Here is a 13,387-nt window from a genome sequence, read left to right on the forward strand (position 1 = left end):
TCCGGAACTAGTGATTGGTTCCGGATTGTCCTACAGCAGAAGGATCGGTCAATGGATCCTTAACTGATCAGCATTGCCCTGTGACAGGGGCCTTTTTGCTCATGGAGGGTCATGGGCGACACGTCGTCAGCCGGGCAACACCACCCGGCTTTCACCGCCACCGAGGGCCTCCACCCGCACCTGCACACCGATCCGCTCCACCAGGGTCTGCACGTGGGAGATGACCCCGATCTGGCGACCGGCCGCCTGCAGGGAATCGAGGCTTGAGAGCGCCATATCCAGGCTGTCGGGATCGAGCGTACCGAAGCCCTCATCGATGAACAGCGATTCGACCTGGGTCTGGCGTGACGACAGGCTGGAGAGGGCCAGCGCCAGCGCCAGCGACACCAGGAAGCTTTCGCCGCCGGAGAGGGAGTCCACCGAGCGCACCTCATCCCCCATGTCGAGATCCACCACCTGCAGCGCCAGATCGGTGCCGGGCACCCGCTCCAGCCGATAGCGGGGGGAGAGCTCGGCGAGCTGGGCGTTGGCCTCCAGCAGCAGCCGCTCCAGGGTGAGGCTCTGGGCGAAGGTGCGCAGCTTGGCGCCGCTGGCAGAACCGATGAGATCACAGAGCCGCTGCCAATGATCCGCCACCGCCTGCTGGGCAGCCAGCTCCTCCTGCAAGGTGCCCGCCTTGAGGGCCGCCGCCTCGGCCTGGGCCAGCGTGCTCTTGCACTGGAACAGCTGCTCGTCGAGGGCGCGGCAGTGCGCCTCCAGCGCCGTCAGCCGGCTGTCGAGCTCCTGTGGCGCCAACGCGGCCAGCTCGGGGTGATGCTCGCGGTAACGATCCCGCTTGCTCTCCTCCAGCGCCAGTGCCCGCTGCCGCTCGGTCAAACGGGTACGCGCCTCGGCGCGGGCATCCTCCAGCGCCTGCAAGGCGGCGCGGCGCCCCTTGAGCTCATCCGGGCTCATGGCCAGCAGGCGGCGCAGATCATATTCGGCGATGCCGAGGCTGCTGGCGTGGGCAGCCCAGCGCCCCAGCACCTCCCGTCGCCGCCGGCTGCTCACCTGCTTCTCCTGCTCCAGATGGCTGAGACGGGTCTTGAGCTCGGTCTGGCGCTCGCGCAGGGTGCGGGCCGCCCCCTGCATCGTCTCCAGCTCGCTGGCCAGTTGCTGCAGCCGCTGCTGCCAGCGGCTCTCGACCAGGGCAATCTCCTCCCCCCCCAGGCAGGTGGCACGACTGGTAACCAGCCCCTGCCGTTGCTGTTCATGTTCCTTGTAGTCGCGCTCGAGCTTGTGCAGCAGCTCACGCTGGGTCTGCAAGCGCGCCTCCTGAGCACTCAGAGTCGGGGTGAGGCTGGCAATCTCGCCGGTCAGCCGCTCCCACTCGCTCTGGCCGTGCAGCCAGGCCTCGCAGGCCCGCTGCCACTCGCGCCACTGCTGGCTGCCCAGCCACTGACGCCAGGGCTGGCCTCCCATCTGCTCGTCGAGCCGGCTGCCCCCCTGCTCAAGGCGCTGGCGCAGGGTCGTTTCCTGCTCGCCCATCCCCTTCACCTCCCCTTCCAGGGCGATGCGCTGGCGGTCGGCCTCCTGCCACTGCTGCTCGAACTGCTGGTGCTGGCTGGCCAGCTGGCTCAGCTGCTGGCGCACGGCCTGCAACTGCTGCTGCCCCTGCTGGGCCTCGCGCAGTTGCTGCTGGCTGCGGGCCAGCCCCTGCTCCAGACTCTGGCCGCGGCCGAGTAGGGTACTCATCAACTCGTTCCACTCGATCGGGCTCTGACGCAGCGGCAGCGGATGGCCCAGCAGGGTATCGCCTCCCAGCTGTTGCCAGCGCAAGGTCAGTTGCTCGGCGCGCGTCTCCAGCTCAGGCAGATGTTGCTGACGCACCGCCAGCTGGCGGGCCAGCTCCTGGCGCTCGCTCTCGCACTGAATGTATTGGTGATTGAGCCGATCCCACTCAAGCTCCAGGCTGCGGGCGCGCTCCGCAAGTTGCCCCAGAATGCCCGCCACCTGTGGTTGGCTCTGGTGATAGGGGTGCTCCTCGGCGCCGCAGAGCGGGCAAGGTTCACCGTCGCGCAGGATGTGGCGATGCTGCTCGAAACTGGCGATGGCACGGGACTGTTCCAGCGCGTGGCGTGCCTCGTCCCGTTGCAGGGCGAGCCGCTCGCGGGCCGGCGTCAGCTCGTCGCCGAGGATGGCCAGCTTGCCGAGCGCCTGCTCCAGCTGGGCGATCTCCTGCTGCAGGCGACCATGCTGCTCACCGTGATTGCGGCCATAGTCCGCCAGCTCCAGCAGCTGGCGCAGCTGGCCCAGTTGTTCGGTCTGCCCTTGCCACTGCTCCTGCGCCTTGGCCAGGCGCCCCTCCCATTGCTGCTCCTGCAATTCGTGCTGCTGTTGCTGCAGCCGCGCCTGCTCGCGCTGCCAGTAGTCGCGCTCCTGCTGCCCCTGCTCCAGCTGGTGCTGCAACTGCCTGAGGGCGCGCAGCTTGTGCTCGCGCAGGGTGAGCAGTTGCTGCAGCCTGTCGGCATCCTCGGCCCAATCCTGCATGGCGGTGAGCAGGGGCTGCCACTGGCGGGCCACCGGCGCCAGCTCCTTGTGATCCTCAAGCCAGGCACCCCACTGCTGGTGCTGGGCCTTGAGCTGCTCCACCTGCTGGCGCTGCTGGCGCCAGCCCTGTTCCAGAGTGAGCTGCACCTCCCGCTCCTGCGACCCCTCCTGCTGGATCTTCTGCAGTTGCTGCTGCTTTTCCCGAATGCGGGTATCGAGCTCCTGCGCCCGCTTGAGCTCGGGCTGCAGGGCGCCCCACTCGCGCTCGGCGGCGATCTTCTCCGCCAGTAGCTGTTGTTCGGTGAGGGCGCTCTGCTGGGTCTGCTCCTCCAGCTTGCCAAGTTCAGGGCCAAGCTCGGCCAGCAGTTTCTCCTGCTGCTGCACCTCCAGGGTAAGGCGGGCCAGTTCGTCGTGATCGGCGCGGGCCACCTGGGCCTGCTCGGCGCGGGCGAACTCCTCGCGCTCGGGGGCGGCCGCAGCGTGGGCCGCCTCGGCCGCGGCAAGGGCCGCCTCTCCCTCCTGACAGGCCTGCAACTGCGCGGCGATGCGGCCGTTGAGATCGCGCAAGTCCTGCATCAGCTGCTGTTGTTGCTGCTCGTGCTTGAGGCTGGTGGCGAGGCTGACCTGCTGGCTCACCCACTGCTCGCGGGTCGCCTCGTCCATCAGCGCCACGTCGCCGAGCCGCTGGCTGATGGCGGCCAGTTTCTGCTGCTCCTCCCGCGCCCGCTCATGGGTCTGGACCGAAATGGCGGAGTAGAGCTCAGTGCCGGTCATCCGTTCGAGCAGGGCCGAACGCTCGTCGGCGCTCGACTTGAGGAAGGCGGCAAACTCCCCCTGGGGCAGGATGACGGCGCGGCGAAACTGCTCCCAGGAGAGTCCCACCAGCTCGTCAATGCGATCCTGCAGCTCCCGCTTGCTGCCATTGAATACCTGGCCCGACACCACGTCGGTCAGGCTGCGCTCCTGGGCCTGAAAGCGCCCCTCGGCGCGGTTGCGGGCACGGCGCACCGCCCAGCGGGCCAGCCAGACCCGGCCATCGCAGCCGCGAAACTGCACCTCGGCAAAACCGCTGGCGTGGCCGCGGCTGAGGATGCCGCGCACATCGTTGGCCTTGAGCTTCTCCTCGTCATCCATGCGGCCCACTTCGGCGACGTTCTTGCGATTGGCGATAAAGCGCGGCATCTCGTCGTAGAGTGCCAGACAGATGGCATCGAGCAGGGTACTCTTGCCCGCGCCGGTATTGCCGGTGATGGCAAACAGGCCGGCGGCCCCCAGGGCGCCACCGGCAAAATCGATGGTGAATTGACCGGTCAGGCTGGCCAGATTCTCCCCTGACAGCGACAAGATTTTCATTGGCTGGACTCCTTCACCTGCTCCAGGATCTCTTCAAACGACGCCATTAGCTCGGCCTCCGGCTCACCATCGAACTGACGCTGATAGCAGAGGCGAAACACCTCGGTGGGGGAGAGCTCATCGAGCCGGCGCTGGCCGGCACCGTCCGCCAGCCCCTGGCCCGAGCCCTGATAACTGGTCGTGATGCGGGCAAGGCGCACCGGCTTGTCGCCGATGGCGGCCAGCACGCGCTCGCGGATGCGGGCCTCGGGTTTGGGCAGCAGCAGCCGCACCTCGAGGAAGGGCTGCGCCTGCTGCGGGCAAGCGGGCAGCGCCAGCGCCTCGATGGCCTGGAGCGCCTCGTCGAGGCCGCTCTGGGGCAGCCGGATCATCTCCACCGCCCGGGGCACCGGGATCCGCTCAAGCTGGGCCAGCTTGCCCCCCTCAAACGTCACCTCCAGCACCTGATGGTTGTAGTTCGCCTCGGCCAGCGAGAGCGGCAGCGGCGAGCCGCTGTAGTGCACTCCCTCGGCCGGGCTCTGGGCCAGGTGCAGGTGACCCAGCGCCGTGTAGTCGGCGGCGGCAAACAGCTCGGCAGGCAGGGCATGCTGGTTGCCGCCAAGCACCCGCCGCTCAGAGAGCTCGGAGAGCTGGCCCGCCGCCAGATAGGCGTGGCCCATGGCGATGAGGGCCTGATCCGGATGGCAGCGCGCCCGCCCCTCGCGCAGCACCGCTTCATAGACCTGGCGCACCCCTTCGATGAGTCTGTCCTGCCCCTCGCTGAGCCCTTCCGGGCGCAGATCGCTGCTGCGCAGAAACGGCACGGCGGCGCACCAGGCGGCCACCTCGCCGTTCTTGCCTCGCAGCGGCACCAACAGGCGCTCGGTCTCGAGGCGCCCCTCGTCGTCCCGGCTGATGCTGCCCACCAGATGCAGGTCGAAGGCGCGCAGCAGCTCATGGGGGGCATCCAGCTTGGAGGGGGAGTCGTGGTTGCCGCCGATGAGCACCATCTCCAGTGCCGGGTGCTCGGCCCGCAGCCGTGCCAGGAAGCGGTAGAGCTGCTGCCAAGCACTGGCGGGAGGGTTGGCGGTGTCGAACAGATCGCCCGCCACCAGCAGGGCGTCGATGTCGCGGGTCTTGATGGTGTCGGCCAGCCAGTCGAGGAAGGCGTCGTGTTCGAAGCGGCGGTCGTGGCCGTGAAGCTGATGACCGAGGTGCCAGTCGGCGGTGTGCAGGATCTTCATGGAAAACGGCTCGATAAGGAGAAAAGAGCGGGGGCGAGGACGCCCCGGGATGGAGACAAGATGAGGATGGTGCCCCCCGTTTTCAACCGGGGCAGCCCCAGACGTCAGATTCAGACGGCTTGGTAATGCATCTGGTACTGAAGATGGCCGGTGAGGGGATCGGGCACCTCCCCCCCGATTTCAAAGCCGTGGCGGCGGTAGAAACGCACCGCCGGCTCGTTCTCCACGAAGACCCGGGTATGCAGCTCGGCACATCTGGATCTGGCTTCCTGCAACAGGGCGTGCCCCACCCCCCGCCCCTGCCTATCGGGGCGCACGAAGAGTGCAGCCAGGTAATCATCCACCAGCGCCATGAAGCCGAGCAGATCCCCTCGCTCCTCGAACACCCAGATGCGGGCGTGATCGAGGTAGCGGGTACGCAGCTCCTCCTGAGCCTGCCACCAGCAGGAGGCATCGACGAAATCGTGGGCCTGCAGGGAAGCCAGGAGCCAGATTTCGACGATCTCTTCCATGTCTTCCGGCCGACTCTGTCTCAACATGGTCGCCTCCTTGTCAGCAATGTGAACACTCGCAGTCTAGGGGAGTTGGGCCCGCTCACGGGGGATCAAGGTGGGGCCCTGTGAGGTCGATCGCCCTTTATTTAGCGAGAATGATTGGCTGATCACAAAGCGCCTCTCTAGTACAATGCCCGCCGGACAATCTAGAGACCGAGGACGCCATGTGGTTTAAAAACCTGCAGATTTACCGCTTTACCCGCCCCTTCGACCTGACCGTTGAGCAGCTGGAAACCCAGCTGGAAGCCTGCGCCTTCACCCCATGCGGCAGCCAGGACATCTCCCGGTTCGGGTGGGTCAAGCCCCTTGGCAAATTCGGCTCCACCCTGACCCACGCCGCCTCTGGCCACATCCTGCTGTGCGCTCGCAAGGAAGAGAAGATGCTGCCCGGCACCGTGGTCAAGGAGATGCTGGCGGAGAAGGTAGAGGCCATTGAATTCGAACAGGGTCGCGCCCTCAAGAAGAAAGAAAAAGAAGCGCTGAAAGAGGAGATCATGCACACCCTGCTGCCCCGCGCCTTCAGCCGCACCAGCCAGACCTTCGCCTGGATAAACCCTGCCGACAACCTGATGGTGGTGGATGCAGGCTCCGCCAAGAAGGCGGACGATCTGCTGGCGCTCCTGCGCAAATCCATCGGCTCCCTGCCGGTGGTGCCGGTGGCCCTCAAGAACCCGCCCGAGATCACCATGACCGAGTGGCTCAACGAGGGCAACCTGCCCGCCGCCTTCACCCTGGAGGACGAAGCCGAGCTGCGCAGCGCCATGGAGCACGGCGGCATCATCCGCTGCAAGCAGCAGGATCTGATGAGCGAGGAGATCAAGAACCACCTGGCCAACGACAAGCTGGTGACCAAGCTGGCCCTCAACTGGGGCGAAACCCTGAGCTTCGTGCTGGGGGACGATCTCTCCATCAAGCGCCTCAAGTTCAGCGAAGAGCTGCGCGAGCAGAACGACGACGTCACTAGTGAAGATCCCGCCGCCCGCCTGGACGCAGACTTCGCCCTGGTCACCGCCGAGCTCTCCCAGTTCATCCCGGCCCTGTTTGCCGCCCTGGGCGGTGAAGAGCAGTCCATCTAAGCAAATTGGCTCAGCCTGATTGCAAAAAACCGCCTTCACGGCGGTTTTTTCATCTCCATCGGCACCGTCGCCGCGAGCTGGTCCCCTCCGGGGTAGCGCCGCCGCGCAATCTCCTGACCCCATAGGTTGCAGCAGCATAGCGCACTGCCCCGGCAGCATGATACCTCGCTAGAGTGCCCCCCTTTCCTGCAACAGTCGATGAAATAGCTGCGCCAGGGTGCGGTAACCCTCGGCATTGAAATGCACCGCATCGGACTTCAGGGCCGGGTCTCGCAGCAACTCACCGATGCTGTCGTTGTCCAGCACCAGCCCGTACTGCTCTGCCAGCTCCTCGTAGAGGGGAGCGCCATCGGCAAACAGGGATTTTCGGGGCACCCCGACAAGCAGGATCTGGGCCCCGCTCCCCTGCACCGCCTCTATCATGGCAGCGAGATTGGCCTTGAGGGCCGCCTCCCCGCTGCCACGCAGGATGTCGTTGCCCCCCTCCAGCAGGATGACCAGAGCGGGTCTGTGCCGGGCCAGCAACCCGGGCAGGCGGGCCCTGCCGGCCTGGCTCAGCTCTCCGGACACCCCGCCATTGACCACGGGATGGCCGCTCAGGGTCGCCAGCACGCTGGGGTAGCTTTGGGACGGGCTCACCCCGCGCCCCTCGGTCAGACTGTCCCCGAAGGCGAGCAGGGTCTCCCCCTGGGCCAGCGGTCTGAAGGTCGGCTCCCCGCAGGACGCCAGCAACAGGCAGAGCAGCCCCGCCATGCAAGGTTTCGCCAGCGTCCCCCGGTGTGTCATGAGCGCCTCCTTGATAGTTTTGTAACCATATGAGTATTAAGACAAACTTTTAATCAAGCTCCAAGTGTGACACATTTCGGCAGGTGAACAAGAAACCGACAAGGAGCCTGTCATGTCCCTCAACCCCCTCGGCCTGCTGGTCGCCCTCGGCCTGCTTGGCGGCTGCGCCTCCCAGGATGGCTTTCACTATGTCCCTCCTCCCCAGACCCTGATCGCCCCGGAGGCGGCCAGCGGCTGGATTGACAAGCCCGGCTGGCAGGGCCGTGACTTCATGGTGGCGGCGGCCAACCCGCTGGCGGTGGATGCGGGCTACCAGATCATCAAGGCGGGGGGCAGCGCCATCGATGCAGCCATCGCCGTCCAGCTGGTATTGACCCTGGTGGAGCCTCAATCCTCGGGCATCGGCGGCGGCTCCCTCATGCTGGTGTGGGACGGCAAGCAGGTGGCGGCGGTGGATGGCCGGGAGACAGCCCCCGCCGCTGCCACCGATCAGCTCTTCATGAAGGAGGGCAAACCCATGGCCTTCTATGAGGGGGTGGTGGGCGGGCGCTCCGTCGGCGCCCCCGGCACGGTGCGTGCCCTGGCCCTGGCGCACGAGCGCTATGGCAAGCTGCCCTGGGCCACGCTGTTCGAACCCGCCATCACCCTCGCGGAGCAAGGGTTCGTGATAAGCCCCCGCCTCGCCACCCTGCTTGCCAAGGATCCCTATCTGGCCGGGGATCCGGACGCCCGTGCCTACTTCTATCAGGCGGACGGCACTCCCAAGACGGCAGGTACCCGGCTCACCAACCCGGCCCTGGCCAGGGTGCTGCGTACCCTGGCAAGCGACGGCCCCGACGCCTTCTATCGCGGCTCGCTGGCCGAGGCCATGGTGGCCAAGGTGCACGCCCACCCGACCAACCCCGGGGTGCTGAGCGCCGCCGATCTCGCCAGCTACCAGGCCAAGCTGCGGGACGGGCTCTGCTTTGACTATCGCCAGAGCGAGATCTGCGGCTTCCCGACCCCCTCCTCCGGCACCATCGCCCTTGGCCAGATTTTCGGCATGCTGGAAAGCCGGGACATGGCCGCCCTCAAACCGGTACAGGGGGAGCAGGGTCAACTGGCCGCCTCCAGCGAGGCCATTCACCTCTACAGCGAGGCGGCACGCCTCGCCTTCGCCGATCGCAACCAGTATGTGGCCGACGGCGACGTCGTCGACGTGCCGGTGACAGGCCTGCTGGACAAGGGCTATCTGGCGCAGCGGGGGCACCTTATCGGCAACCGCTCCATGGGCGTCGCCCAGCCCGGCAACCCGCCACGGGCGCTGGCCAGGGGCCGGGACGCCACCCCGGAGCTGCCCTCCACCAGCCACATCTCCATCGTGGACAAGAGCGGCATGGCGGTGGCCATGACCAGCTCCATCGAGGATGGCTTCGGCTCGCGGCTGATGGTCAACGGCTACCTGCTGAACAACCAGCTCACCGACTTCTCCTTCACCTCGGTGGACGCCGCCGGCCTGCCGGTGGCCAACCGGGTGGAGCCCGGCAAGCGCCCCCGCTCCTCCATGTCGCCCCTGCTGGTGTTTGACAAGGCAAGCGGCGAGCTCGAGATGAGCCTGGGATCCCCGGGAGGCTCGGCCATCATCAACTACGTGGGCAAGGCGCTGCTCGGCACCCAGGATTGGGGGCTCGACCTGCAGCAGGCCATCAACCTGCCCAATTTCGGCAGTCGCAACGGCCCCACCGAGCTGGAGCAGGGGCGCACGCCCGACGCCGTGGTTCAGGGGCTCAAGGCCAGAGGGCACGAGGTCCTGCTTAACGAGCAGACCTCCGGGCTGCAGGGCGTCCAGCGCCATGCCGGCGGCTGGCTGGGGGCCGCAGACCCCAGACGTGAGGGGGTCGCCAGGGGGGAGTGATGCCCCTTCAGCACCCTCGTTCACCATGGAGGAGGCCCGCCTCCTCCATGCCGTGTGCTCATAGGTGTTTTCCCTTGCCTCCCAATATCATCATCGATTGATTATTCCTGCCAATTTTTCTTTAACTGCACACTCTTTTCACCCAATCGCAATGCATTAAAGATGCTTTTCATCAAAACCAACGCAAAAACTGGAACAGTGTTGCTCATGGCATATAAATGCATTACTTTTCAATAGAAACGGCATCTGTTGCCCTCAAGATTTCCCCTTGATACGGCCAACTTCTGTCTCTTTCGCCCCCTGCTCATTGACAGCTGCCCTCTTCACCTTCGGGTGATCTGGTAGCCCCTGACTGCCATTAGCGAGGTGACGACATGGACCACTCACTCCCCCTTATCACCACCCTGGTAGGCGGCCTCGTGCTGGCCTACCTCTTCGGCATGCTGGCAAGCCGCCTGCGCATCTCCCCCATGGTGGGCTACCTCGCGGCCGGCGTGGTATGCGGCCCCTTTACGCCGGGCTATGTCGCCGATCTGCGGCTCGCCCCCGAGCTTGCCGAAATCGGCGTCATCCTGCTGATGTTTGGTGTCGGCCTGCACTTTTCCGTGAAAGACCTGCTGTCTGTGAAACACATCGCCATCCCGGGAGCCATCGTTCAGATAACCCTTGCGACCCTGCTCGGCCTTGGCCTCTCCCAACTTCTCGACTGGACCGTGACCGCCGGCCTGGTGTTTGGCCTGGCCCTCTCCACCGCCAGTACCGTGGTGCTGCTGCGCGCCCTGGAGAGCCGCGGCCAGCTCGACACCAACGAGGGACGCATCGCCATCGGCTGGCTCATCGTGGAGGATCTGGTGATGGTGCTGGCCCTGGTACTGCTCCCCATCCTCGCCAACCTGCAGCAGGGGGGCGAGGCACTGACCCCGGCCCAGGTGATGGCGGATATCGGCCTGACCCTGGCCAAGGTAGCTGCCTTCATCGCCCTGATGGTCATCGGCGGGCGACGCCTCATCCCCTGGCTGCTGGCCCGCACCGCCGCCACCGGCTCCCGCGAGCTGTTCACCCTGGCCGTCCTCTCCTGTTCCCTTGGCATCGCTTTTGGCGCCGTCAAGCTGTTTGGCGTCTCCTTTGCTCTCGGCGCCTTCTTCGCCGGCGTCGTGATGAACAGCTCCCATCTAAGCCACAAGGCGGCCAACGACACCCTGCCCCTGCAGGACGCCTTCGCCGTGCTCTTCTTCGTCTCCGTGGGCATGCTGTTCGACCCCGTCATCCTGCTGCGCGAGCCCCTGGCCGTGCTGGCCACCCTGTTCGTCATCGTGATCGGCAAATCGGTGGCCGCCTTCGCCATCGTGCGGCTCTTTGGCCACAGCCAGCGCACGGCGCTGACCATCTCCGCCAGCCTGGCCCAGGTGGGGGAGTTCTCCTTCATCCTGATGGGTCTCGGGGTCATGCTCGAGCTGGTCCCCGGAGTCGCCCGGGATCTGGTGCTGGTCGGCGCCTGTTTCTCCATCGTGCTCAATCCGCTGGTCTTCAACCAGGTGGAGCGTTGGCTGAGGCGCCATCCCGAGCCACGCACCGATGAGTCACCTCACCTCTGCCCCTTGCAGGGCCATGTGGTGGTAGTGGGCGCCGACGAGATAGGTCAGCACCTCATCCGGCAGTTGCATGAACAAGGCAGGGAGATGGTGGTGATCGACACCGACGAGCGACTGCTGGCCCCCTGGCGCGCCATGGGGATCACCTGTCTGGCGGGCCATCCCATCCAGCAGGATCTGCTGATGGCGGCGCTGCCCAACGCCAGCTGGCTGCTGATCACCCTGGATGACAGCCTGCTGGCCGGTGAGATAGCCATCAGGGCGCAGGAATACGGCGCCCTGATGCGCATCGCCGCCTGTGCCCACCAGCACGAGGAGGTGCATCATCTGCGCGTGCGCGGCGTGCATCAGGTGGTCAAGAGCGAGGAGGAGGCTGCGCGGCGACTCTGTCACCTCGCCATGGAGATGGCCTGAAGCTCATCGGAAGTAACGAGTCCCCACGACGGGGCCAGACAAGAAGCCCGGGCCTGCTGCCCGGGCTTCTTGCATGACGGGGCGATACTGCCGTTCCCTCACAGCAGATCGTGCTTGTCCAGCAGGCGATAGAGGGTGGCCCGGGAGATGTCGAGCGTGCGGGCCACCTCCTCGAGCTGATCGGGGAAGCGGGCCAGCGTCCGTTGCAAGGCCTGACGCTCCGCCGCTTCGCGCACCGCCTTGAGCGAGCCGTCGAGCAGCAGGCTGTCCATGTTGGTCAGCTCCATGTCATCGGCTTCGATGAAGGGGCCGCTGCACATGACCGCCGCCCGCTGCACCCGGTTGCGCAGCTCCCTCACATTCCCCGGCCAGCCATAGGACTGCATGGCCTGGCGCGCCTTGCGGGTGAAACTGAGCACCCGCCCGCCCCGCACTTCCGCCAGAATGTCATCGGCAAGGAGCTGGATGTCTTCCGCCCGCTCGCACAAGGCCGGGGTGCGCAAGCGCACCACGTTGAGCCGGTAGTAGAGATCCATGCGAAAGCCGCCGCTGGCCACCGCCTGCTCCACATCGATATTGGTGGCCGCGATGATCCGCACATCCACACGACGCGACAGGTGGCTGCCCACCGCCTCTATGCACTGCTCCTGCAAGAAGCGCAGCAGGGTTGCCTGATCCTCCAGTGGCAACTCCCCTATCTCGTCGAGAAACAGGGTGCCGCCATCGGCGGCCTCTATCTTGCCTATCTTGTGGTGCTGTGCCCCGGTGAAGGCCCCCTTGACGTGGCCGAACAGCTCGGACTGGATGAGCTGATGGGGCATGGCCCCGCAATTGACCGCCACGAAAGGGCTCTCCTCCCCGAACGTGCTGTAGTGCAGCTCCCGGGCCACCAGCTCCTTGCCCGTGCCGCTCGGTCCCGTCACCAGTACGGGCAGGCGGCAATGCTGCAACCGCACGATCTGGTCGCGCAACTGGCGGATGGGGGCGCTCTCCCCCTGGATGAAACGCAGCTGGGGTTGCAGTCGGGGGCGGTGTCGCCGGATGAGGCGCGCCATCCCCAGGGCATGTCCCAGGCTGTGGGAGAGCCTGTCTCTGTCCAGGGGAAAGGTGTGAAAATCATGAAAACAGGCTGCCAGCAAATTGCGAAGGGCTTCGCTGGCGAGACAGTCCCGCTGGATGAGGCCGATCCACAAGGCGCCGGAGTGCTGCGCAATCAGGTTGTAGAGGGCTTCGTGCTGCTGATGCTCGATCACCACCAGCACCAGGGGATAGTCCTTTTCCTGCAGTTTTTTCTCTGCCACCACCAGGGAGCTTGCCTGCTCCACCTGCCACTCGCCTTGTTCCAGCAGGCTTTCCAGTACGGCACATGAATTGATGAGCAACAATGCCGTTTCTGTCATAGGGACAACTCCTTGTTATCGCCACTGCACGAAGGAGTCTGACGACTTGTCCAGATAACTCCCTTTATCATCAAATGGCGCCATTTAATATGGCCAGACGATGATAACTATAAACCATCCCGCCTTTAGATTGATGGCACCACAATATTGATACAGCCAAATTATCAGTGAGAAAAAATAAATCCATTGATAAATAAGCGCTTACTTCACGACATAATATGTCGCTCTCAATATTGAGACGTAAAAACAATTATATCAAATAAAAAACAACTAAAAATCATATGGTTGTAAATTGGCATGGTCGTTGCTCTCTCCAATAAGCCCTCCTGGCAGATGGAGACAGAACATGAAAATATATATTGCATTGGCAGCATTTCCTTTTCTGGCATTTGCCCCCCCCTCAATGGCACAAAACCGGGTCGATCTCGGTGCTCAGGCATTGAGCAATATTCGTGGTTCCATGGGCGTCAATATGGTTGCCGGCAATAACCGCGAATTCAACTTCGAAGTGCGACACTCGCCTATGCCGCCTGACAGTACTCTTCGAATACCTTGACAGGCTGCCT

The 13,387-nt window shown here is 64.9% G+C and carries 9 protein-coding genes; 4 read left to right on the forward strand and 5 right to left on the reverse strand.

What is annotated here, in order from left to right; genetic code table 11:
• Positions 1-126: 126 nt before the first annotated feature.
• From PG887_RS19865 to PG887_RS19875, 3 genes are all read right to left on the reverse strand, one after another.
• Positions 127-3,882 (reverse strand): AAA family ATPase, encoded by a 3,756-nt coding sequence (locus PG887_RS19865; protein ID WP_270822706.1) that lies wholly within the window; start codon positions 3,880-3,882, stop codon positions 127-129.
• Positions 3,879-5,105 carry an exonuclease SbcCD subunit D C-terminal domain-containing protein gene (locus PG887_RS19870; RefSeq protein ID WP_270822707.1) on the reverse strand — a complete coding sequence of 409 codons (1,227 nt, stop codon included), beginning with the start codon at positions 5,103-5,105 and terminating at the stop codon, positions 3,879-3,881. The genes PG887_RS19865 and PG887_RS19870 overlap by 4 nt, the downstream gene beginning before the upstream one ends.
• 110 nt (positions 5,106-5,215) lie before the next feature.
• The gene (locus tag PG887_RS19875; protein WP_010673565.1) at positions 5,216-5,644 is read right to left on the reverse strand and encodes a GNAT family N-acetyltransferase; all 429 of its coding nucleotides are present in this window, start codon (positions 5,642-5,644) and stop codon (positions 5,216-5,218) included.
• A 179-nt stretch (positions 5,645-5,823) separates the two neighbouring features.
• Here PG887_RS19875 and rdgC point away from each other — a divergent pair, with 179 nt between their 5' ends.
• A complete protein-coding gene (rdgC, locus tag PG887_RS19880; RefSeq protein ID WP_010673564.1) occupies positions 5,824-6,735 on the forward strand; it encodes a recombination-associated protein RdgC in 912 nt (303 codons plus the stop codon).
• Between the two features lie 168 nt (positions 6,736-6,903).
• Here rdgC and PG887_RS19885 read toward each other — a convergent pair whose 3' ends face one another.
• Positions 6,904-7,521, reverse strand: coding sequence for a GDSL-type esterase/lipase family protein (locus PG887_RS19885; RefSeq protein WP_270822708.1), 618 nt, complete (start codon positions 7,519-7,521; stop codon positions 6,904-6,906).
• A 112-nt stretch (positions 7,522-7,633) separates the two neighbouring features.
• Here PG887_RS19885 and ggt point away from each other — a divergent pair, with 112 nt between their 5' ends.
• Positions 7,634-9,415 (forward strand): gamma-glutamyltransferase, encoded by a 1,782-nt coding sequence (gene ggt / locus PG887_RS19890; protein WP_254231628.1) that lies wholly within the window; start codon positions 7,634-7,636, stop codon positions 9,413-9,415.
• A gap of 374 nt (positions 9,416-9,789) precedes the next feature.
• The gene (gene ybaL, locus PG887_RS19895; protein ID WP_270822710.1) at positions 9,790-11,421 is read left to right on the forward strand and encodes a YbaL family putative K(+) efflux transporter; all 1,632 of its coding nucleotides are present in this window, start codon (positions 9,790-9,792) and stop codon (positions 11,419-11,421) included.
• Between the two features lie 98 nt (positions 11,422-11,519).
• Here ybaL and PG887_RS19900 read toward each other — a convergent pair whose 3' ends face one another.
• A complete protein-coding gene (locus tag PG887_RS19900; protein WP_042864209.1) occupies positions 11,520-12,821 on the reverse strand; it encodes a sigma-54 dependent transcriptional regulator in 1,302 nt (433 codons plus the stop codon).
• 346 nt (positions 12,822-13,167) lie between these two features.
• Between PG887_RS19900 and PG887_RS19905 the strand changes: the two genes are divergently transcribed.
• A complete protein-coding gene (locus tag PG887_RS19905) occupies positions 13,168-13,377 on the forward strand; it encodes a hypothetical protein (protein WP_270822712.1) in 210 nt (69 codons plus the stop codon).
• Positions 13,378-13,387 lie beyond the last annotated feature (10 nt).

It is taken from the genome of Aeromonas sp. QDB14, assembly GCF_027707845.1.
GTDB classification, from domain to species: Bacteria; Pseudomonadota; Gammaproteobacteria; order Enterobacterales; family Aeromonadaceae; genus Aeromonas; species Aeromonas caviae.

Bases quoted from the DNA above. Each gene is read 5' to 3' on its own strand.
- PG887_RS19865 (WP_270822706.1), bottom strand. From the start codon at position 3,882: ATGAAAATCTTGTCGCTGTCAGGGGAGAATCTGGCCAGCCTGACCGGT.
- PG887_RS19870 (WP_270822707.1), bottom strand. From the start codon at position 5,105: ATGAAGATCCTGCACACCGCCGACTGGCACCTCGGTCATCAGCTTCAC.
- PG887_RS19875 (WP_010673565.1), bottom strand. From the start codon at position 5,644: ATGTTGAGACAGAGTCGGCCGGAAGACATGGAAGAGATCGTCGAAATC.
- rdgC (WP_010673564.1), top strand. From the start codon at position 5,824: ATGTGGTTTAAAAACCTGCAGATTTACCGCTTTACCCGCCCCTTCGAC.
- PG887_RS19885 (WP_270822708.1), bottom strand. From the start codon at position 7,521: ATGACACACCGGGGGACGCTGGCGAAACCTTGCATGGCGGGGCTGCTC.
- ggt (WP_254231628.1), top strand. From the start codon at position 7,634: ATGTCCCTCAACCCCCTCGGCCTGCTGGTCGCCCTCGGCCTGCTTGGC.
- ybaL (WP_270822710.1), top strand. From the start codon at position 9,790: ATGGACCACTCACTCCCCCTTATCACCACCCTGGTAGGCGGCCTCGTG.
- PG887_RS19900 (WP_042864209.1), bottom strand. From the start codon at position 12,821: ATGACAGAAACGGCATTGTTGCTCATCAATTCATGTGCCGTACTGGAA.
- PG887_RS19905 (WP_270822712.1), top strand. From the start codon at position 13,168: ATGAAAATATATATTGCATTGGCAGCATTTCCTTTTCTGGCATTTGCC.